This window comes from Hyalangium sp. (assembly GCF_035629615.1).
GTDB lineage: Bacteria > Myxococcota > Myxococcia > Myxococcales > Myxococcaceae > Hyalangium.
Map to the genome: position 1 here is coordinate 1 of NZ_DASPHO010000427.1, position 20,901 is coordinate 20,901.

The window sequence follows — 20,901 nt, forward strand, 5'->3', positions numbered from 1 at the left end:
CGCGGCCTGGAACGCGGCCGTGCCGCTCTGGCACGCCGCATCACCGATGATCAGAGCGCGGTAGGCCATGAACTGCTCGGACGTCATCGCCCGCCACTGATCGGCAGTCACCACGTCGATTCGCGCGGTGGGGGCATAGGCGGCCACCGCCTGCGCCTCGCGGCTCTGGAGTCCTCCATTGACGCTGCTGCCGAGGATCAACACCTTGTTGGTGCTGTTGACCTCCTGCTGGACCGTGCTCAGGGATGCTGGAACTGGCTCAGTCGACGGCTCGCCCGAGTCTTCACGGCAGGCAACGGCGACCAACGCGGAACACAACAGAACAGCACTCCACACGGCTTGCAGTCTCATCTGGGCAGACCTCTCGAGGATGTGTGCGGGGGGGTAGGCGTGTAGACCTGAGGCCCGCGGATCCGAGCAACGTGCATTCCACCGTGGATACATAGAATTACGGGGAAGTGCTCGCGGGGATCTCTTGTCCTCCGGGAATGCTCCCCCTCACTGTGAGGGGGAGCCTCCACACCACATCCGGGTGCTACTCGCCCGAGGCCGTGGCGAACTCCGACGCGGTGGGAGCCGCGGAGAGGCCCTGCGGCGCCACATCTGCAAGAGTGCGGCCCATCACCCAGCCGTCGTGGTACAGCACGCCCACCGGAGCGACGGTTGAGTTCCGGTACAGGCCTACCTTCAGGTAGTTGAGCTGGCCCGAGAACTGGGTGGCGCAGGAGCGCTTGGGCAGGACGAGCTGGCCGTTGTGGTACAGCTCCACGAAGCCGACGCTCGGGTTCGACGACCACTTCGCGTGCAAGACGAAGTCCTGCCACGCCCCGCGCACCAGCGGCGCGCGCCACACCTCGGTGCTGCTGCAGTACAGGCGCAGCGTGCCGTTGTTGATCACGAACTCCACGGGGGGCGAGCCGCTGCTCCCGGTATGGTGCCACTGGGCAAAGAGCTGCCACGTCGCCGGCGAGGGGAAGTCCGGCGCGAACATCGTGCCCCACCGGTAGTAGTACTCGGAGCCCGAGGGCTCGAGCGTCATGCGCACCAGCTCGTTGCGGTTGCCGCTGGCGCCAATGGGGTTGTCGCCCTGCTTCACCGTCACCTTGAGGGCGTAGCGGCCCTCTCGCACCGGCGAGGTCAGCACCTGCAGCCGGTCCGGACTCACCATCTGCGCGCTGCTGAACTGCGAGCGGTCCCCCGTCTCGAAGTCGCCGCGCCACAGCGCCGTGGAGGGAGGAGGCGTCGTCGAGCCACCGCACACGCGAGCCTCGGCGATGCTCGCCCAGTCGTTCAGGTTGTTGCCAAAGACGGTGATGCGCAGGCGGCGCGCGGTGCGGGCTGGGAAGGTGTACGTCTCCGCCGCCAGGGTGGCGCTGTTCGTGCCGCTGTAGACCTGCGTGTAGTTCATCCCATCCGTGGAGGTGGTCAGGATGAAGTTGTTGAGCTGCGTGGTCCCCAGGTGCCAGGCGATGGCGGCACCGGTGACGGTGCGCTCCGAGCCCAGGTCGTAGTCGATCCACGCGCCCCTGCCAAAGCTGCTCCAGCGCGTGTCGAGGCGATCATCGAGGGTGTTCGTCGCCGGGTTCCCAGCCTCACTGCCTGAGGTGATGACCGAGCTGGCGGTGAGCGTCGTGCAGTTCTGCACGACGAGTCCACGCTCGGCGACTTGGAGGAGCTCAGGCACGTCATCGGTGAAGGAGTCCTGCGCACCGCAAGCCACGGTGCCGATGACACAGAGGGTTCCGATCAACAGAAGAGCGTTCTTCATGTTCTCTCAGGCGAAAAGACAGACAGTGAGGGGATGCCAGACCGCGCGTGGCGGCCGACGGGGACGGAAAAGAGTGCTTCGTGGATGCAGCTCTCCCGCACGCTCAGGGCGCTTGCCCTGGCGGTCAGAGAAGCCGCGGGTGTGTAGGGGGGTGCTGCTCCTTCTGAGGAGGCCGCTGAATGCGGGTCTCGCTACGGGGCCCAAGAAGGCGCAATCGACGGATTTATTTCGTACTCAACAGTTCTTCGGCCTGAGCTTGTCCGGTGGGGAAGGGAGCAACAGGAGGGAAGATCCCTAGTTCTCTCAAACCCTTAGAGACGTAAGCAACAAAAACCTTCATCCGCCGACAATGTAGGTAAGTCACTCCTTTTTGTCTACGTCCAAGGGTCCGTCATGCTCCAGGTCGCCCGTCCTTTGAGCCCCGCTTCGCTTCCGCAAGCCCGCGCGCTGCCTCCGGCATCCGCCCAGGTGGAGCCCTCGCGGAGCAACCTCCGCTCGCCGGTGCGTGACAGCTTCACCGCGGCCGCAGCGGCTCCCGCAGGGGCTCGCGGAATGCTGGGGGATGCGCTCTCGCGCGTGGGGCACCTCCGGCTCCCCATTCCGTGGCCGGGCAAGGGCGAGGCCGACAAGATCGGCTGGATCCAGAAGGCGTTTCCGCCGGCGAAGGAGTCCACGGCGGAGTTCGAGAGCCTCCACCAGCAGGTACTCGCGGGGAAGGACGTGATGCCGGCGGAGGCCAAGGACTGCGTGTTCCTGGCAGTGGGCGGCCTGCTGTCGCAGTACGCGCCGAAGGAGCTGTACTTCGATGACAACCTGGATGCGCTGGAGGATGCCGGGCTCCAGGTGGGCCGGGTGCCGGTGGACACGGATATGGGCGTGGAGCACAACGCGGCCATCGTCCGCGAGGCGGTGCTCGAGGCGGCCAAGAATGGCAAGAAGGTGGTGCTGATCGGCCACAGCAAGGGCGGCCTGGACTCCGCGGCGGCCCTGGCGATGTACCCCGAGCTGAAGGAGCACGTCCGGGCCCTGGTCACCGTCCAGTCGCCCTATGGCGGCTCGCCGATGGCGCAGGATCTGTTGGACAACCCGCTGGTGCGGTACGGGCTGGGCGGGGCGGTCGAGGCGCTGGGCGGCAGCATCCAGGCGGGTGAGGATCTCACCTATGACTCGCGGCAGAAGTTCCTGGCGAAGCACCCGATGCCGGAGGGCATCCCCACGGTGAGCCTGGCCTCCACCACGTTCAAGCCGACGTCGCCGCTGTTCGCCTTCCAGGAGTACATGCAGCACCGGTACGGCGTGAAGTCGGACGGCCTGGTCGTTCCGCAGGACGCGTTCATCCCCGGCTCGAAGGCCGTGACGCTGCACGGACTCGATCACCTCGAGTCCACGGTGACGAACCCGAACCCGTTCAAGTCCTACAAGCCGGCGGACATCACGCTGTCGCTGGTGGCCATGGCGCTGCGGATGCCCAAGGAGGGCTGAGCCTCACCCTTCCTTGGGGGCTCAGGGAGCTGACGCTGCCGACTCGGCCAGGCCTACCGCCTGCGCCGGGCTGGGGCCTTCTTCCGGGCGCCCGCGCGCTTCGATGCGCCACCGGCCTTCTTCGCCGAGGTCTTCTTCGCCGAGGTCTTCTTCTTCGCGGGCTTCGCGGCTCTGCGCGGGGGCTGCTCGGGCGTGTGGATCACGGCCTCGATGTTGTGGCCGTTCGGATCGATGACGAAGGCGCCGTAGTAGTCGGGGTGGTACTCCAGCCGGAGGCCCGGTGCGCCATCGCTCCTGGCTCCCAGCTCCAGCGCCTTGGCGTGGAACGCGTTGACCTGGGCTCGGGTCTTCGCCACGAAGGCAATGTGGATGCGCGGGTGTGGATCCGGCGCCGCGCCGATCCAGAAATAGGGCTTCTCGTCTCCGTAGCCGCCGATCTCGTTGAACTCCATGACCAGCCGGTAGCCGAGCGTTCCGAGCACCGCATCGTAGAAGCGCTTGGACTCGGCGTAGTCCTTCACCCGCAGCATGATGTGGTCGAGCATGGGGCCTCTCTAGCACAAAGCCGACCCAACAGGGTGGATCGATGACGGCCTACCGGATGGTCAGGGAGAACGCATCCCCCTCGTGCACCGTGAGCTCTTCGTCCGTGGCGAGCACGGACTGGGAGCCGACGGTGTCGGCCTGGAAGCGGAGCGAGCCCCGGCTGCTCACCAGGTGGTGGGGGATGGTGAAGGTCCGGGTGCCCATGGCCGGCACGAGCCCCAGGCGGATGCGGTGGGTGCCATCCAGCACGTACATGATGAAGTCGACGTGCTTCTGATTCCGCACCTCCAGGGTCGTCGTCGGTGGAGGAAGCTTGGTGGGATCCGACTGTGTCTGCGTCGTGCTGCAGGAGATCGCACAGGCGAGCAGGAGGAGCGGCAGGACCTGGGCAGCGCGCATGGAGACCTCTCGGACGGCGGAGCAAGAGGTCAGTGTGTCTCAGCAGGCAGCGTCGGCCCACACCACGGAGACGGTTTCCGCCGCGGATTCCAGATAGATGACGGTCTCACCCCCCGGAGGTACAGCGAGAGCCGCGACTTTTCCGGCGCCGCCGGGCCTCAGGCGCTCTGGACTCCCGGTGCCAGGGAGACCTTGAACCGCAGGTGTAGGACCAGGTGCCCGTTGGCGGGGACTTCGGCCTTCCACGTGCAGAACCCGTTGTCATCGAGCACGGGAGCGCCGGTGCTCTTCTCGGTGTCCAGCTCGACCTTCACGTGCTCGATCTCGGACACGGGGATGCGCTCGGTGACCACGACATTGCGCGCGTCTCCCGAGAGGTTCGAGAGGTAGATCGTGACGTTGGTGGTGGTCTCGTTCCACTTGCTGACGGGGTGCTGCTTGGAGCTCTTCTTCTCCTCGCGCTGGACGCGCAGGGAGTCCTCCGGGCCGAAGCTCAGCTCGAACTTCTCCTGGGGCGCGACGAAGAGCGTCTGGGTCCACCCCACGAAGCCGTTGTCCTGGAGCAGCTCCACCGGCCCCGCCAGCACCGGGCTGGACGAGGTGTTGCGCGCCACCGCCCGCAGGAACACCTTGGGCTCCAGCTCGGGGAACGTCACCAGCGCCGCCTCCGCGCCGTCCTCGAAGGTGAAGAGCGGGATGACGTTGGGCCGCCCATCCGAGGGAATGGAGCTCTTCCCCGGCGCCTTCAGGTTGCGCGTCTCTCCGCCATCGTCCACGCCGGGCAGATCCACGCTGCTCGGCGTGGGGCGGGCGCCACCGGAGGCAGGCGCGCTGCCCATGCCGGCCTTCTGCACCTGGACCTGCCGGGCCTGGACCACCACCGCCTCGTTCTTCTTCTTCACCGTGAGCAGATCCGCCTGCAGCAGGGGCGGCTCGGTGCCCAGCGAGGAGCGCGCCGTGGAGAACTTCAGCTCCACGTCCTTCCAGTCCTCGCCGGTGTCCTGCCACACGGCGGCCGAGGAGGTGATCTGGAGCCGGTTGCGGCCCAGCAGCCGCGCGCTGTGCAGCGGCCGCCAGAGCGCGTTCGGCACCACGTAGTCGATGCGGAGCTCCACCTCGCCGTCGGCGTCGGCCAGCACGTCCGCCTCGAGCCAGGACACCACCTGGTAGTCCAGGCGGTCCATGGCCTGACGCTGGCGTGTCACGGCGGCGATCTCCTCTGCCAGCTTCTCCGCGGTGAAGGTGGCCTGGAGCGTGGACTCGCGGAGCTGGCGGGCCTTGCGGAACAGCGCATCGAACGAGTCCTGCCACTGGGCGGCCATCCCCATGCCCCAGCCTGCGTCCACGGGGAGCTCGCCGGCGCCCAGGAGCAGGAGCTGGTTGATGCGCTCGAAGCGGGCGCGGGCGCTCGCCTGGTCCTCCAGGACTTGTTGACGCTCGCGCTGCAGCGCCTCGATCTTCTCTTCGAGCACGCGGGCCGCCTCGGGCTTGTCCGCGGTCCGGATGCGCAGGCCGCGGCGCATGCGGGCATCCGCCACGCGGGCCTTGCCGGAGAGGATCTCGGCGCGCAGGGAGACGTCCTGCAGCACCGGCGCCACGCCGTGGACGACGATGCGGTTCTGCCCGGCCTTCACGCGGACAGTGCCCTGGCGGGTGACCTGGGCGCGATCCTCCAGCAGCGTGACGGCGCGGACGGGCGCCTCCAGGGTCGCGACGCCTGCGGGGAGCGGGGGCTCGAAGCGCTCCACGCCGGTAGGAGAGGTGGGTTGGATGGCGGTGCTCATGTCACGCCTCCCGGCGGTTGCCGCCGTTGAGCTCGTTGTTGGCGTACAGCTTCACCACGTACTGGGCAGCCAGCTTCATCGTGCTGTTCGCGGGCACGGTGACGCGCCAGCGGCGTCCACCCTCGAGCGGCTTGGTGCGCTCCTCCTGCGTGTAGGGCTCCCACGCGGGGGTGACCGTGCCCTCCTCGACTACGACCTCGGCTTCCTCCGCGGGCTGGGGAATGCGCTCGCGCACCTCGCAGACGATCTCGCGGTCCAGGTTGTTGGCCAGGTCGATGAGGAGGTCGTGCCACAGCTCCGTGGTGGCGACGATCTTGGTGCCGGTTCGGGCCTCGCGGTACTTGGTGTTCCGCGCGCAGCGGATGGCCTGCTCCACCCCGAGCCCCAGCTTGAAGTCTCCGCGCGGCGCCACCGCGGGCAGCGTGGTGGAGAGCACGTACTCGCCCCCCACGTAGACCTCCGCGGGCCCGGTCAGCATGGGCGCGGACAGCGGGTTCTTCACCTGGGCCTGCCGGTACACGTTGGTGTCCTCGCGCGGGACGGCCACATAGAGGACGCTGGCCTCGCCGGTGCGCGAGCCCAGGGCCACGGAGTGGAACACTCCGTCCGAGGGCACATCCACGGTGGCATCGGCCGCGTAGCTGAAGTCGAAGTAGCCGCCGATGCTCCGCGCGTCGACGGCTCCACCCGGCAGCGGCATCTGGGCCACGGAGCGGGCGCGGTTCTCCGCCTCCGCGACCACGGCCATGACGTCGAACGTCACCGTCACCGAGAAGCGTGCCAGCATCTCCAGGTAGAAGCGCCGCGAGTCCACGGGCTGGAGCCGGTTGCGGTTGGCGGAATCGGTCGCCGAGGAGAGCCTCAGGTGGGTGAACACCACGGCTTCCAGGCCGGATTGAGTGGGGCTCGCTCCGCCAGGGCCCGCCGCGCTGGGACGCGCCGGGGCCCTTCCGCCGACAGCCATCGACTTGGGTGCTGCGCGAGCAGGAGCGGCCGCGGGCATGGGAGCGGGAGCGGACATGATGGGGGCCAGGGAGGGGGGAGGCGGAGGCGCCTCACTCTCGTAGGCCTCCTCCTCATAGCTCGCCATCTCGGCAGCTGGCGCCGCGAGGACCTCGTCGGCTTCATCATCCAAGGCCATCCCGTCAGCTGGCCCACGGGAAGACATCTCCCGCATCTCGCGCCGCGAGCCCTTCTTCTTCCGCTCCTTGTCTCTCCGGGGCTCAGGGAGGGAAGGCGCACTCTCGGCGACGTACCCATCCTCGAGATCCACGGGAGCTTCCATCACCGAGAGGGAGTACGGCGAGGAGGCGGGCAGTCTGCGCAGCAGCGTCCCGCGGTCGCGGTCATAGTCGGCGAAGAGGGCCGCCGCACCCTGAGGTGCCGGACGGAACCCCGCGCGAGCAGCCGGCGGGGGCTGGGCGCGGCCGATGCGGATCGAGGGCAGCTCCGGCAGCTCCGTCCACGTCATGGGGGACGCGGTGGAGAGCACCAGCTTCACCCCGCGCCAGTCCTCGCCGGAGTGCTGGGCGATGAGCGCCCGCATCACCAGCTCCACCTCGCGGCAGTCCCGGGACAGCCGGCACTGGTAGCTGGGGGCCCAGCGGGCACCTGGGATGAAGTACTCGATGGAGAGCTCGGCACGGGCGAGCGCGGCGCCGCTGTGGCGCAGCTGCACGTGCACGGACTTGTAGAGCTCGGCGGCGGTGACCTCGCGCGCGGTGGAGGCCTGGGCGATCTTCTGCTCCAGGACGGCCACCTCCTCGTTCAGCCTGCGGAGCTGCTCTCGGAGCTTGCGCGCCTCCGCGAGCCGGGACTGCACGCCCTCGTGGGAGAACTGCTCCAGCGCCATGCGGGGCCCGAGCGGTGAGGGCGGCGGCGGCTTGCCCTCCTCCGGCTCCGGGCGCGGGGGAATGGGGATGTTGCCGAGGATGGACATCTCCCACTCTTGCTCGCGGAGCTGGCTCTCCAGCGCTCGTACCTGCTGGTGCAGCGAGCGCAGCGCGGCCTGATCCACGGTCTCCAGGGGAGTCTCCCTGGGAGGAATCCACAGGCCCACGCGCACATGCGTGGCAGAGAGATCCGCCTGAGAGGTCTCCGTGGACAGCACGCGCACACGGACGGTGGGATCGAAGAGCGAGAGCGGGAGGCGAGCGATCTCGAGCTCCGTGGGGGGCTTGCCGTCAGGACAGTCCAGCAAGAGGCGCCGCGTGACGCGTGCTCCCTGCTGGTAGAGGACCACGGTGTCGATGCGGGATTCCACGACCGGCATGCGCACTCCCGGAGAGCGAGGCGCTGCACGCTAGAATGCGCAGATGCACGGGAGCAAGGTGCTTCGTAGGATCCCGGTGATCAGCGAGGATGCACCGCGTTGTTGGGACCCTCAGGGTTTCTCCGCCGAGCGCCCGAGCTTCATGGTGGCCGTAGTCACCGAGGCGAAGGCAGCGCGAACCGCGGCCTGGGCCTTGTCTCCCAGCCGCAAGTCCAGATGCTTCGCCACCGGAACGTCGGCCCGGCATCCCAGACAGCGAGAGGCCTCCACGCGGATGGCTGCGCCGCACGCGGGGCACGGCCGGCGGAAGAGCCGCTCCTCCATTCGGTGCGCCATCACTCCCGCCACCACGCCGGCCGCCACCATCACCAGCACGATGGCCAGTGCAATCGCCGGGGCCACGAAGACGGCCACGCACAGTCCGAGGACCCCACCTTCCTGCAGCCGGTTGTTCCACTTCATGGGATGGAAGAGCTCGCTCTCCAGGCCGGCGAACTCGGTGTGCACCTTGCGCCGCAGCGCCAGCATCCCCACCGCGAGCACCGCTCCGCCCGTTCCCACCGCCCACTCGGGAGTTCCCTGCGTCGCGACGCCCAGCGAGGCCATCACCGACATGGCTCCACCCGCAGCGCTCAGGCCGTACTGCACCAGCCCCAGCAGCATGTGGGCGTCCTCGTCGCGGTCGGTCATCATCTCGAAGAGCAGGATGACGGCGAAGCCCGCCATGGCACCCGGGTGCGTCATCCACGCCAGCTCGGGAGGGAGGGTCACGTAGCCCTGGTGCGAGGCCAGCGCCACTGCCAGCAGGCTCAGTCCCGCCCGAGTCCCCGAGGCGCTGCTCAGCCCGATGGCCTGAGAGGCGAGGGAATAGGAGATCACGGCTTCACCCCCGGCATGCTGCCGAGCACCTGGGTCTGCAGAAGCCCGAGCTTGCCGAGGATCCACAGCACCACGGCCACCGTCCCTGCCACCAACGTCAGCAGCACCGCGGCCGCCACGGCCAGCAGCGCGATCTCCCAGAGGGCCACCGGCACGCCCTGTCCCTCGCGGCCGATCTGCCAGGTGAGGTAGCGCCGGGTGACGAGGCCCGCTCCACCGACTTCAGCGGCGCTCACCACCGTCTTGACCAGCGCCCCCGCCGCGGGAATCAGCGTGAGCAGCTCCAGCACGATGATGGTCACCGCCAGGAAGCAGCCCGCCGCCAGCCGCAGCGTCCACCGCGTGACAATCCTCCGCCGCGGCGTGAGCAGCGCCAGCCCTGGCTTCACGACGGTGAAGCGGAGCCACACCAGCGCTCCGACGATCAGCAGCGAGTTGATGAGCGGGAACCAGCTCGCCACCAGCGCGCCGGCCGCCACCGCCGCGACCGCCAGCCAGAGCTTCACGGCCGACTGCGAAGCGTGCAGCTCGTGCAGCACCACCCGGTCCGTGGCGCCGGGAAGCGTCTGCTCACCGCACCTCGGGCAGGGGTGGCCACGCAGGGCCGTGCCTCCAGGCAGCCGCTCGGCACAGCGCCGGCAGCGGCCGGACAGCAGCAACGCCAGCTCATGCTCCTCGCTGGCGACCATGGTGGGGGAATTCGTCATCTTCGCTTCTTCCACTCCACGCGGGTCCGCTCAGGGCCCAGGGGTGATGGGCAACAGGCGCGGGTGGCACGTCCTGCTGCCCATCCACTGCGAGCGGCTCAGGGCTTGAACGTATCCACTGCCTTGCGGCCCACCGCGGGATCGTCCGTGAAGAACCCATCCAGACCGGCCTTGAGATACTCCTGCATCTCCGAGATCGAGCCGGCCTCATGACGCGTGGTGTCCGGGCCCTGCGTCTTGAGCGGCGCGGGCAGGAAGGAGTTCTCCGGACGGAAGGTCCACGAGTGCACGAGCAGCCCCGCGTCGTGCGCGAAGCGGATCACCTCGGACGGGGTCTGGAACGCACCCGCGCTGTCCACGTTGATGAGGTTCAGCTTGTAGGGCCCCAGGCCGTCGGCGTAGGTGGCGATATCCTGGATGCTCGCCTGGGTCAGCAGGTCGGCATATTTACGCGTGTCGCCCGCCTTGACGAAGTCGTAGGGCGCCTTGTCCGCCGAGTCGATCAGCTGCACCAGCTTCCACTTCTCCTGCGAGGTGCCGATCTTCTGGTTCAGCTCCTTCAGGTTCGCCACCTCGAAGGACTGGATGAAGACCGTGGCCTTGCTCGCGGTGAAGTCATCCGCCTTCAGGGTCTGGATCAGCTTGTCTTCCAGCGGGAGGTTGATGGACTGGAAGTAGGTGGGGTGCTTGGTCTCCGGGTAGAGGTGGATCGTGCGGCCGGTCGTCTCGGACATGGCCTTGGCCAGCGTGATGACCTCGGCGAGCGTGGGGATCAGGAACTGATCGTTGAACTCCTTGTTGCCCGGGCGGATCAGGGGGATCCGCTCGCGCGCACGCAGCTCCTTGAGCTCGGCCAGGGTGAAGTCCTCGGTGAACCAGCCCGAGACCTGCACGCCGTCGATGGTCTTCGTGGTCCTGCGGTCCGCGAACTTCGTCACCTCCGACACGTTCGTGGTGCCGGAGATCTCGTTCTCGTGACGGGCCACGAGCACGCCGTCCTTCGTCGACACGAGATCCGGCTCGATGACGTCCGCCCCGTCCTCGATCGCCTTCTTGTAGGCCTCGAGCGTGTGCTCGGGCCGCAGCGCGCTGGCGCCGCGGTGGCCGATCACGAGCAGCTTGGGCAGCTCATCGTCGCTGCATCCGGTCAGCGTGAGGGCGAAGCCTGCGACGAGTGGCACCATGGCCGACAGGCGAAGGACGTGGCGGAAGGAGAAGCGAGGTGTACGGCGCTGGGAGGGGGACGAGTGCAAACGAGGCTCCTTGTTGTGACGCCGCTGTCCCGGGAAACCGGGACAGCGCATCAACGGGGAGCCGAACGGTGGCTCAGATGGAAAGACGCCGTCAAGGCTGGCGCTTGAGCCAGGCGACTACCTCCGCGCCAGCACGCTCGCTCAGCGCCACGTCCTGGCTGAGCCGCTCCAGCGTCTGGGCCATGGCCTGCTGGGCCTCGTTGACCGGGTGCGCCTGCAGCAGCGCCTTCGCCTCCTCGAGCTGCTGGCGGTGACGCAGTGCTCCAAGCGCCTCCACCACCCGCCGCAGCAGCATGGGCGCTCCGCCCGTGCGACCCACCACGTCCTTCCACCGCTGCTGCACCACGCCCCACCACGCATCCCGCCCCGTGCGGTTTCCCAGCAGTCCGCCCAGGTAGATGGTCACGTCCTGCATCTTCACCGTGTCCGTGAAGAACATGTCCTGCCCGCGCTGCGCCAGCACCGGGTCCTCGAATGAGGCCAGCGCTGACAGGTACCGCCGCTGCGTCGCCGGATCCGGATCCGCCTTCATCTTCTCCTGCAGCGTGTCGAACAGTGCCGAGTCCCCCGCCCGCGCCACCATGTACACCGCGCTGTCCAGCAGGTTCGGCTCCAGCGCCGTCTTGTCCCCCGCCAGCACCTTCACCACCCGAGGCCGCGCCTCGGCCAGTGCCTGTCCGCCGCGCGCCAGCACGCCCACCGCGCGCACCAGCGCCGCGCGCCGCAGCTTCACCCGGTCCGTCTCTCCCGCACGCGGCTCCCACCCCAGCTTCGCCAGCGCTGGACTCAGCAGCCGCTCCACCCAGCGGCGGAAGCGCTCCTGGTCCTCTCCCTCCACCAGCCGTCCCTCCACGTAGCTCAGCCGCCCCACCAGCTCCTCGAGGACGGCATCGTCCTCCTCGCTGCCGAAGCCGCTGGCCAGATCCAGGAAGTCCGCCGCCGAGGCCTGCCCCGCGCGCACCAGGGCCCACCGATCTGCCAGCAGCGAGATGCGCTCGGAGGGCGCCAGTGCCGCCAGGTTCGCCGCCAGCTTCTCCAGCATCGGCCCGTCGTACGCCACCCGGTAGAAGCCCGTGGAGCCCGCGTTGGCGAACAGCCACTTCACCTCGCCGCTGCCCTCCAGCGTCACCGTGGCCTGCTCCTCGCGCAGCAGGAAGCGGTGCTCCCGCACGCCGCCGCCGTCCTCGAAGCGCAGCACCACCGGCACCGGCCAGCGCTCGCCGCTGTTCACCCCAGGCTCCGAGTAGAAGCGCCGCTGGCTCAGCGTCACCTTCCGGCCCTCCTGCTTCACCGACACCAGGGGGTAGCCGTGCTGGCCAATCCATGCGTTGGCCAGCTCCACCACCGGCTGCGCCGAGGCCGCTCCCAGCGCCCGCCACAGGTCATCCGCCACCGCGTTGCCCCGTGCGTGCGTGCGCATGTACTGGCGGATGCCCTCGCGGAAGGGTCCTTCTCCCAGGAAGCCCTCGATCATCCGCAGCACCGCGCCGCCCTTCTCATAGGTGATGAGGTCGAAGCTCTCGCCCGCCTCGCCCGCGTTGCGCACCTCGCCGCGGATGGGGTGCGTGGACTTGAGCGCGTCCAGGTGCAGCGCCGCCGCCTTGCCCGCGTCGAAGTCCAGCCACACGCGCCAGTCCGGCCGCCAGCTGTCGACGATCTTGTAGGCCATCCACGTGGCGAAGGCCTCGTTGAGCCACAGATCGTCCCACCACACCATCGTCACCCAGTTGCCGAACCACTGGTGCGCCAGCTCGTGCGTCACCACCTCGGCCACTCGCTTCTGCACCGACAGCGGAGCGGAGGCCGGATCCAGCAGCAGCGCCACCTCGCGGTAGGTGATGAGGCCCGCGTTCTCCATGGCCCCCGCCTCGAAGTCGGGGATGCCCACCTGGTCCACCTTGCCGTAGGCGTAGGGCAGCCCGAAGTACTCCTGCAGCCGAGGCAGCGCCGCCAGCGCCGCATCCTGCCCGAAGCGCGTCAGGTGCGCCTTCTCCGGCAGCGCCCAGGTGCGCACCGGCACCCCGTTCACCTGCTGCTCCGGCGTGCCCACCAGCGGGCCCACCACCAGCGCGATGAGGTACGAGCTGAGCAGGTCCATCTCCTGGAACTTCACCGTGCGCAGGGTGCCCTCGGTGTTGTCCGAGATGACGGCCCCGTTGGACAAGGCCACCAGCCCCGGCGTGGACGGGATGCGCACCGTGATGGCCCAGCGGGCCTTGAAGGACGGCTCGTCGAAGCAGGGGAAGAGGCGCCGCGCGTCAGCGGCCTCGAACTGGGTGGCCGCCACCTTGCCCGCCTGGTACAGGCCTCTCAGGCCCTCCGTGAAGCGGCCCGTCCACTCCACCTCCAGAGAGGCCGCGCCCTTGGGCAGCGGCGCCTCGAAGCGCAGCACCAGCGTCTCGCTCTGTTGCACGGGCTCGATGGAGGTGGGCGAGTGCTGCGTGGTGCCGGCGCGGAACGTCACCTTGCCGAGCTGCAGTGCAATGCCGTGGAGGATGAGCTCGTTCGTGGCCCCCGTCACCTCCAGCTCGATCGTCTGCGAGCCCGAGAAGGTGCGCTCCTCCATGTTGAGCGTCACCGTGGAGAGGTAGCGGCGAGGAAGGACGGTCCGAGGGAGGCGGAAGTTCTTGTCTTCGGTCAGGTGAGCCATAGGGCCGGGGAATCTACCCTCGGGGCGGTGCAGGCCCACAAGGATTGGTGCGGAAGTGCACTTCCCCCTCTGGGCCTGTCCAGGGGTGGACCTTGGACTGCCCGCTCAGCCAGGGTCCGCCGCGACGAAGAAGACGGCTGCCGCGCCAATCAGCACCGCCGCGCCGCCCGCGTACACCCAGGGGCTCTCGTACCAGGCGCGCTGCTCGATGATGGACAGCTGTAGCGGGGCCTTGGGGTGGGCCGCCCGCGCCAGCGTGTTGCCCTGAGCGTCCAGCGCCTCCAGGAAGTACCAGGCCGTGAAGTTCGTGGAGCTGCCGGGCGTGGGCAGCTCGCCCTCGCAGGTGCCGCTCTCGCAGGCCATCCGCGCGGCGCGGTAGGGGCCGTCCGGGACGGGGGCATGGCGCAGCAGCACCTCGCTCGTCCTGCCCTGCGGATCCTTCAAGGAGGCGCGCACGCGCCGGGGATCGGCTGCGCCCTCGCGGGGGAGCACCTCCAGCTTTGGCCGGGCGGCGAGCTGAGCGCGCACCCGCTCGATCAGCTCCACCTGCTTGGGCGGTGCCCCTGCTGGAGCGCGCACCCAGGCGTCTTGTTCCAGCGCCTCGGCGATGCGCTGCTCCGCGTTCGTGACGTCCTCCAGCTGCAGGTGGATGTAGCCCACATCCAGCAGGACCTGGGCGCGCTCCGTGGTGGGCCGGTTCGGGAGGCCCAGGTAGCGCTGGTACTCCACCACGGCCTCCTCGTAGCGGAGCTCCTCAGCGAGCTTGCGCGCGCGCTCCAGCACCGCCCGTGCACTCTCCGCGGGGGCCTGGGAGAGCAGCACTGCGGGAGCGGTGCGGGTCGGCGCGTCGGGGGCAGCGGACAGGAGCATGAGCGTGAGCGTGAGCACCGGCTCCCAGCGTACCCGAGGTCCGCCCCCGAGTCCGCCCCCGGCTCCGCCTTCAGAGCCCGCCGACCGAGCCGATGCTCAGCCGCTTCACCGTGTTGCCCGCCTACTCGCGCTGGGACAGGTGACGGGCCAGGGCCGCCCGTCCGGCAGCCCGATAGAGCTCCTCCCACTGGCAGAGCTCTCCTGGAGCAATGCCGTGGCGGGCGGCGATGTCCGCGAGGGTGCCCTTCCCCGCGAGCAGTTCGATGACGGCCTGCTCCGCGGCGGTGGGCTCGGGAGCGGGCGGGGCGGGAAGCTCGAATCCTGCCAGGCCCACCGAGGCCATCGCGTCCAGATGCGAGCGGGGAACCGAGGCCTCCACTCTGGCTGAGGCCAGGGGCAGCCGGACGGCGGGATCTCCCAACAGGATGTAGCCGGCGAGATCCTGGCGCAGCATCCAGAGATAGGCCCGCGCCACGGGATCCACGGGAGACGGGCTCCCGGCCCGGAGCGCCTTCGCCTCCTGGTCGTAGAGCGTCGTCAGCTCGATGCTCGTCTCAATGAGGAAGCGCAGCAGGGTGCTCAAGGCAACGCCCGCGCGGCGGCCCTCGGCCAGCGCGTGCAGGAGTCCGAAGAAGTGGGAGGACGTGTCCCGGCCCTGGTCAAGATAGCTCCAGGCCCAGGCAAGGTCCACATGCCCCATCACCGCGAGCGGGCCCTCGGGGTTGGCCAGCACCGCCTGGGGCAGCGCGGCGATGAAGGGACGCTCCACCTCCCGCCGAAGCACGGAGGCGAGGACACGCGTCGCGTCCAGATCCACCCCCGGAGGCAGCTGGCTCAGCCAGTGCGCGTAGGTGCTCTGCGCCGGAGTGCCCGCGCTGTAGCACGCGAAGCAGAACCAGATGCCGCCTGGCAGGAAGGGACGCGACGCCAGCTCCGCCCCCGTGAGCGACTGCCCGCCCGGGAGCACCAGCGCTCCCTGCAGCTCGCGCTGGCGCGCGGGGGAGTCCCAGCCCTCTCGAGGTGGCCCCAGCCCGTGGCTCAGGGAGAACAACACGCTCGGCCTGGGTTCCGCCGCCTGGGCCAGGAGCTGCGCGGCGGGAGTGCTGCCTTCGCCGGCCAGCTCGGTGAGCTCCGCCTTGGGAAACCCGCCCACCTGCTGACGCTCCCGGCAGGCCGCGAGGCTGGGCTGGATGAGCCCCCGGTGCCCGAGCTCCGTCGCGCTGGTGCCATCCCGCGAGCTGAAGAAGAGCAGGCGGGCCCGGGGCTCGCGCGAGGGCGTGTCCTCCCACCGCAGCACCTTGGTGACATAGGCCTCGTAGCCCTCGGCGGTGGGAAAGGCCAGGCGCCCCACGAAGGCATCGGAGGACAGTACCTGCTGCAGCTCGAGCGGTACCTGATCCAGATCCCCGAGCAGCAGCAGGTAGCGCGGGCGCTCTGAGTCGGGCACGTCCTTGCTCCGGAACACCCGCTTCTTCCAGCGCGCGGCGGCTGGGCCGTCCAGGCCCCTGGGGACACGGTAGACACGGGCGGGCGCGCCCTGCTCCTCCTCACGCCTGCGCTTCAGCAGCTCCACGAGCGCCAGCAGCCGGTCGCCCTCGGGGCCCTGCGGGGCGATCAGGCCCCAGCGCTGCCTCGGGAGCAGGTGGGGATCTCCGCTCGCGTCCCAGAGGATCTCCGGGGGCTCGAGGGGCTCGGGACGCGGGGCGCTCCGGAGCGTCCCCTCCGCGAGCCCCCGCTGGAGCACGGGCCGGCAGCCGTCGGCGTGGGCGAGCAGCAACTCGAGAGCCATGTCGCAGCCTACCGTCCCTGCTGGCTCCCGGCGTTCCCAGCCCCCTCCTCGGTGGAGAGGTACTTGCGCACGACCGACTCCGGCAGCGGAGGCCGGGCGTAGAGCTCCACGCTGGCTCCTTCCCGCGCGGCCTGGGCGATGAAGTCCCCGAGCTCCGACTTCACCCATCCCCGGAGCGCGAAGAACACCGTGTCCGCCGAGCCAAGCACGCCGAGGGCCAGGAACTCGGCGGGGTCGCGCAATGGCACGAGGAGGGTGCGCCGTGAGGAGGCACCACCCTCGGGCCATGAGGGCGCGCTGCTGGAGGCCTCATAGTCGCCGATGTTGCCGGAGACAGGGGCCAGGCCCTCGATGGGCGGGCGCGGGGGCTCATCGTACTCGTGGCCCTCGTGGGGAGGGCCGGAGGTGTACTCGCGGATGATCCAACCGGGCAGCGGTGGACGGATGTAGAGCTCCACGCCGGCCTCGTCTCGCACCATCCGGGCGATGAAGTCCCCCAGGTGCTCCCGCACCCGGCCCCGGGCCACGAAGAGCACCTGGCTCGACGGGCCGACCACACCAAAGGCCAGGAACTCGGAGGGGGTGGAGACGGGCATCAGGAAGGTGCGCCGTGTGGAGGCATCCGCTCCAGTCCAGAAGGGGGCGTCGCTGGAGAACTCGAGTTCGTAGAAAGGCGGCTTCGGCTTGTCGCTCAAGGCTGGCTCCTGTCCGGGTGGGCAGAGGTCCTGAAGACCTCTCCTCACCAGATGCGAGAGGTTGGATTTATTACCTCCACGGCTCGGTTTCTCGGCACCTCACTCGAACAGGAGGACGCTGTCGAGCCACCGCGCGCCCTTACCTTCCTTCGACCAGCGGGTGCGCTCGTCCCGGAGCGCGACGGCGGGGGACGTGCCGGAGCGCATGCGCTCGCGGACGGCGTTGAAGAAGGCCTCCGCCTCCAGGTCGGGGATCTCTTCGGTCGCGGCGAGCACACCGCGGGCCCCCGCCTCGATGAAGGCGGCCGGGAGGCTGAGCGGCTCGTGGAGGGCATAGGCCGTGTGGGCCGCATGGCAGGCGGCGAGCACTACGAAGGGGGCTCGCTGGAACGGAGCGGCGCGCACCTTCGAGATGCCCAGCTCCGGACCGTCCTGCTCCGGGGCCAGCAGGATATAGGAGTTGTCGGTGGAGTCGTTGACGATGCCGTGGGCGACCAGATCGATCTCGGTGGCGTTCCTCATGAAGGCGAGCACCCGCGAGGGGGTGGCCTCGGCGCCCGACAACGTGAGGCGCTGCTCCTGGGGGCCGAAGACGGGCGTCCAGGCATTGAGGCGCCGGAGGGGGATTCCGGGCGGCAGCTCCACGCCGGAGACGACGAGGTGGACCGCAGGGCCCGCGGGCGGAGGGCGAGGAGCCGAGGCGCGCGTCAGGTAGCTCCAGGCCAGCTCCGGCGGCAGCAGCCCTGCCCGGCCATGGAGGGGAGGCCGGGCGAGCACCTCCACCTGCGAGCATGCGCGCAGAGGCGCCAGCAGCGCTTCCGGCACCAGCCCGTCGAGCTGTGGCGGCAGAGGCTGACGTCGGGACTCGTCATGGTGGCCCACCAGCGCCCCATCCGCGCCGCGTACGACGAGCAGGGTCCGCTCGGAGTCCACCGTGGCCGCCAGCAGGCACAGGCGTGGCAGCGCCTGCCCCCGCTCCTTGGCGAACAGCTCCAGCGCCTCCTCGAAGGCACCGCGCCGTCCCGCCTCGAGGATGAGGGACGTGTAGCTGTAGGCCCGGGCCCGCCGCGCACCTGGATCATTCTTCAGCTCGGGGGCTTCCGCCTCGCGGATGGCCTGCCAGAGCAGGTCTCGCCCTCTGGCCACGTCGCGCTCGATGAAGAACCGCCCGAGCACATGTGTGGAGACTGCGCGCTCACCGGGGCTCAAGCCAGGCCTGGCGGCCTCTACGGCCCGGGTCAGGTGGGCCTCGTCCGTGAGGGCGCTCTTCAGCCGCGAGATGTCCGCCAGGGTGAGCGTCCCGCCGGGCAGGAGCGGCAGGCCAGTGGCCAGCGCCGCGTCGATCTCCCGCCGGGCCTCCTCCACCTGCAGCTCGTGCAGCGCGATGTCCGCGAGGTTCTGGTGCACACGGCGCACCATGTCCGGCTCGTTCCGATCTCGCTCGAGCAGCTCCTGGAAGCAGGCACGGGCCAGGGGCGCGTCGTTCACGAAGCGGGCGATCTGCGCAAGGATCCACAGCAGGTCCCGCTCCAGCATCCACTCGTTGCCCGCGCGGGCCAGCTTCCAGCCGCTCTCGGCGTGCTTCCGCGCGGCGTCGAGCTGGTGGAGCCGGATGTAGAGGGTGGCCAGCTCGCGATCGATGACGCTGCAGCGGTACTCGAGGCCGCGCTGGGTGCAGAGGCGGCGCGCCTCGAGGAGCGTCTGGGTGGCGTGAACCCAGCGCCCGGCGGCCTTGTCGGCCAGCGCGCGCTGCTGCGCAGCCAGCTGCTGGAACCAGGGATCTCCCGTGGCCGCTGCCTTCGCCTCGAAGAGCTCCAGGTTGCGGGAGGCGGCGCGAAGGTGGGTGAGCGCGCCCAGGAGGAGGTCGTCCTGGGCCGACGCGCGCAGCGCCGTGAGCAGGCGCTCCTTGTCCGCGTCAGGGAGGCGCTGCTGGACCAGGGCCGCGTAGTCCCGGGCGAGCGGAGCCCGCTGGGAGAAGTCCGCCTCCGCCACCCGCTGCACGTAGTCCTCGAGCACGCGCCCCCCCGCCTGCGCATCCAGCTCACGGGCCAGGGGCAGCAGCGCCAGGACTCGCTCGCGGCTCGGTGAGGCCCGCACGGCGTCATAGAAGTGGAGGCGGGCGATCGGCGCCTGGCTGAACCCCTCGGGGAGCTTGCCCGGAGCGGCATCGACGAGGGCCTTGCCCGCCTCGAAGATGGCCTTCCACCGGTCATGGCGCTCGGAGGTCTCTCGCTGGAGGGACTCGGCTTTCTGCGCCGCCTCTTCGGACCAGCCCGGCTCCTTCAGGGAGGCCACCTCGGTGAAGCTCCGGGCCGCCAGCAGCGGCAGCCCCAACTCCCGCAGTGCAAGGCCCCGGTTCCACAGCGCCTGCGGGTGGCGAGGGTGCTCCGCCAGCACGCCCTCCACCCGCCGGAGCGCCTCGTGAGGCTCGCCCTTGAGGAGCATCGCCGCCGCACGATCGCTCTCCAGTCCGGGCGAGCGGCCCAGCCCCTCCAGCCGCTGGAGCGCCAGGTCCACCAGCTTCGGGTCATCGCGCACCAGGTACGCCGCTGCCAGGCCCTGTGGGTCACTCTTCTCGAGCACGGCCAGGTCCTCGAACGGGAGCGCGTCGGAGGACCTGTCTCCGCCCATCATCCGGGCCGCGGGGGGACGGTGGCGGTCCGCGGCCGGGTGGCTGAGGCGCGCCTCCAGCAGGCGCTGGGGACGCTCGGCCAGCCACACATCACTCCCAAGGCCGGCGGGAGCGCGCAGCCGCACCGCCACCACTGCCAGCAGGATCGCGGCAAGCGAGGCGCCCACCCAAAGGACGGGCCGTCTCCAGAGAGAGGAGACCGGGAGGCGTGACCGCCCGGGCGGGGCTTGCGCCGCACCGAGCCGGACGTGGTCATGTCCCAGGAGATCGAACTGGAGGAGGCGGTTGACCTCGTGCTGGCACCGCGCGCAGTCCGGCAGGTGCTGACGGAACGCCTCGGCGGTCTCGGTGGGGAGCTCCCCGTCCACGAACAGGCCGGCCTTGTCGCAGAGGCTGTCCATCAGTTCACCCACGAGGAGAAGGAGGCCTGGAGGAACTCGCGCAGCTTCGCGCGGGCGTCGTACAGCCGCTTGGCGACCGTCCCCACCGGGACGCCGAGGGACTGCGCGATGTCTTGATACTTCTTCCCCGCCGCGTGCAGCTCGAAGGTGACCCGGATCTTCGGGCTCAGCTTCTGGAGGGCCTCGGCGAACTGCTCTTGCGTGATGGTGTCACCGGCCTGCGGGGCGGCAGGCTCCGGCTCCACCACGGCCTCCTCGCTCAGCAGGGGATCCCTCGCGCCTTGCGCCTGCACCCGCTGCTTGCGGCACTGCATATAGAAGAGGTTGGTGAGGGTGGTGACCAGCCAGGCCGCGCAGGTGCGCTCCGGGGGGAGCGCCGCGACCTTCTCGAAGGTCTGGATGAACCGCAGCAGGGTCTCCTGGACGAGGTCCTCCGCGTCGGTGGTGTTGCGGCACATGCTCCGGGCCTTGGCCAGGAGCCAGGCTCGGTGCTGCGTGGCGAACGCCCCCGCCGGGTGTCCCTGCTTCGCCTGGCTCATCGCCTGTAGAGGCCCCATTGCCTGCCACGCATCCCGCAACAGGACGCGCCAGGGCTGGCTTTCTACACGAGCCCCCCTGGGTTGGGGGGAGCTTTCTGGCCCTGCGGCGAGCCGCCAGCCAGGGGTGGGGGGAGCGTTCATGATGACGGGGAGTCCAGGCCTGGCATGGCTCCCCGTCTTCACCAGATGCGCTCCGCAGGATTTATTACCTGGGTGGGTCATAATCCGCCCGCCC

At 69.7% G+C, this 20,901-nt stretch carries 15 protein-coding genes and 1 pseudogene; 1 reads left to right on the plus strand and 15 read right to left on the minus strand.

The window, feature by feature from the left end; genetic code table 11:
* Together VD972_RS21730 and VD972_RS21735 are read right to left on the minus strand one after the other, a co-directional pair.
* A pseudogene (locus tag VD972_RS21730) lies at window positions 1-318 on the minus strand (hypothetical protein); the annotation flags it as partial.
* 217 nt (window positions 319-535) lie between these two features.
* Entirely contained in the window at window positions 536-1,768 is a 1,233-nt protein-coding gene (locus VD972_RS21735; protein ID WP_324989963.1) for a heparin lyase I family protein, read from the minus strand.
* A 393-nt stretch (window positions 1,769-2,161) separates the two neighbouring features.
* On the opposite strand from VD972_RS21735, the gene VD972_RS21740 reads away from it, so the two are divergent.
* Window positions 2,162-3,250: an esterase/lipase family protein gene (locus VD972_RS21740; protein WP_324989965.1), complete on the plus strand. Its 1,089-nt coding sequence runs from the start codon at window positions 2,162-2,164 to the stop codon at window positions 3,248-3,250.
* 53 nt (window positions 3,251-3,303) lie between these two features.
* Here the strand turns inward: VD972_RS21740 and VD972_RS21745 are convergent, their stop codons facing one another.
* The 13 genes from VD972_RS21745 to VD972_RS21805 form a co-directional block, all read right to left on the minus strand.
* On the minus strand, window positions 3,304-3,795 hold the full coding sequence (locus VD972_RS21745) for a VOC family protein (RefSeq protein WP_324989968.1): 492 nt from the start codon (window positions 3,793-3,795) through the stop codon (window positions 3,304-3,306).
* Window positions 3,796-3,844: 49 nt separating this feature from the next.
* Window positions 3,845-4,195, minus strand: coding sequence for a hypothetical protein (locus VD972_RS21750; protein WP_324989970.1), 351 nt, complete (start codon window positions 4,193-4,195; stop codon window positions 3,845-3,847).
* A 158-nt stretch (window positions 4,196-4,353) separates the two neighbouring features.
* Window positions 4,354-5,979, minus strand: coding sequence for a mucoidy inhibitor MuiA family protein (locus VD972_RS21755; RefSeq protein ID WP_324989972.1), 1,626 nt, complete (start codon window positions 5,977-5,979; stop codon window positions 4,354-4,356).
* Between the two features lies 1 nt (window position 5,980).
* Window positions 5,981-8,251 (minus strand): mucoidy inhibitor MuiA family protein, encoded by a 2,271-nt coding sequence (locus VD972_RS21760; protein WP_324989974.1) that lies wholly within the window; start codon window positions 8,249-8,251, stop codon window positions 5,981-5,983.
* Window positions 8,252-8,362: 111 nt separating this feature from the next.
* Window positions 8,363-9,130, minus strand: a complete 768-nt coding sequence (locus VD972_RS21765) for a DUF4126 domain-containing protein (protein WP_324989976.1) — start codon at window positions 9,128-9,130, stop codon at window positions 8,363-8,365.
* Window positions 9,127-9,837: a hypothetical protein gene (locus VD972_RS21770; protein ID WP_324989978.1), complete on the minus strand. Its 711-nt coding sequence runs from the start codon at window positions 9,835-9,837 to the stop codon at window positions 9,127-9,129. The genes VD972_RS21765 and VD972_RS21770 overlap by 4 nt, the downstream gene beginning before the upstream one ends.
* A gap of 98 nt (window positions 9,838-9,935) precedes the next feature.
* On the minus strand, window positions 9,936-11,090 hold the full coding sequence (locus VD972_RS21775) for a glycerophosphodiester phosphodiesterase (RefSeq protein ID WP_324989980.1): 1,155 nt from the start codon (window positions 11,088-11,090) through the stop codon (window positions 9,936-9,938).
* Between the two features lie 91 nt (window positions 11,091-11,181).
* Window positions 11,182-13,740: a M1 family metallopeptidase gene (locus VD972_RS21780; protein ID WP_324989982.1), complete on the minus strand. Its 2,559-nt coding sequence runs from the start codon at window positions 13,738-13,740 to the stop codon at window positions 11,182-11,184.
* Between the two features lie 105 nt (window positions 13,741-13,845).
* Window positions 13,846-14,628: a hypothetical protein gene (locus VD972_RS21785; protein WP_324989984.1), complete on the minus strand. Its 783-nt coding sequence runs from the start codon at window positions 14,626-14,628 to the stop codon at window positions 13,846-13,848.
* A gap of 103 nt (window positions 14,629-14,731) precedes the next feature.
* A complete protein-coding gene (locus VD972_RS21790; protein WP_324989986.1) occupies window positions 14,732-16,399 on the minus strand; it encodes a hypothetical protein in 1,668 nt (555 codons plus the stop codon).
* Between the two features lie 8 nt (window positions 16,400-16,407).
* Complete coding sequence (locus VD972_RS21795; RefSeq protein WP_324989988.1) at window positions 16,408-17,094, minus strand: hypothetical protein; 687 nt, start codon at window positions 17,092-17,094, stop codon at window positions 16,408-16,410.
* Between the two features lie 99 nt (window positions 17,095-17,193).
* Window positions 17,194-20,127 carry a CHAT domain-containing protein gene (locus VD972_RS21800; protein ID WP_324989989.1) on the minus strand — a complete coding sequence of 978 codons (2,934 nt, stop codon included), beginning with the start codon at window positions 20,125-20,127 and terminating at the stop codon, window positions 17,194-17,196.
* Window positions 20,127-20,666, minus strand: a complete 540-nt coding sequence (locus tag VD972_RS21805) for an RNA polymerase sigma factor (protein ID WP_324989991.1) — start codon at window positions 20,664-20,666, stop codon at window positions 20,127-20,129. The genes VD972_RS21800 and VD972_RS21805 overlap by 1 nt, the downstream gene beginning before the upstream one ends.
* Window positions 20,667-20,901 lie beyond the last annotated feature (235 nt).

Excerpts from the sequence above, each read along its gene's own strand:
- VD972_RS21790 (WP_324989986.1), bottom strand. The coding sequence starts at position 16,399 with ATGGCTCTCGAGTTGCTGCTCGCCCACGCCGACGGCTGCCGGCCCGTG.
- VD972_RS21750 (WP_324989970.1), bottom strand. The coding sequence starts at position 4,195 with ATGCGCGCTGCCCAGGTCCTGCCGCTCCTCCTGCTCGCCTGTGCGATC.
- VD972_RS21800 (WP_324989989.1), bottom strand. The coding sequence starts at position 20,127 with ATGGACAGCCTCTGCGACAAGGCCGGCCTGTTCGTGGACGGGGAGCTC.
- VD972_RS21760 (WP_324989974.1), bottom strand. The coding sequence starts at position 8,251 with ATGCCGGTCGTGGAATCCCGCATCGACACCGTGGTCCTCTACCAGCAG.
- VD972_RS21745 (WP_324989968.1), bottom strand. The coding sequence starts at position 3,795 with ATGCTCGACCACATCATGCTGCGGGTGAAGGACTACGCCGAGTCCAAG.
- VD972_RS21735 (WP_324989963.1), bottom strand. The coding sequence starts at position 1,768 with ATGAAGAACGCTCTTCTGTTGATCGGAACCCTCTGTGTCATCGGCACC.
- VD972_RS21805 (WP_324989991.1), bottom strand. The coding sequence starts at position 20,666 with ATGAGCCAGGCGAAGCAGGGACACCCGGCGGGGGCGTTCGCCACGCAG.
- VD972_RS21740 (WP_324989965.1), top strand. The coding sequence starts at position 2,162 with ATGCTCCAGGTCGCCCGTCCTTTGAGCCCCGCTTCGCTTCCGCAAGCC.
- VD972_RS21780 (WP_324989982.1), bottom strand. The coding sequence starts at position 13,740 with ATGGCTCACCTGACCGAAGACAAGAACTTCCGCCTCCCTCGGACCGTC.
- VD972_RS21770 (WP_324989978.1), bottom strand. The coding sequence starts at position 9,837 with ATGACGAATTCCCCCACCATGGTCGCCAGCGAGGAGCATGAGCTGGCG.
- VD972_RS21755 (WP_324989972.1), bottom strand. The coding sequence starts at position 5,979 with ATGAGCACCGCCATCCAACCCACCTCTCCTACCGGCGTGGAGCGCTTC.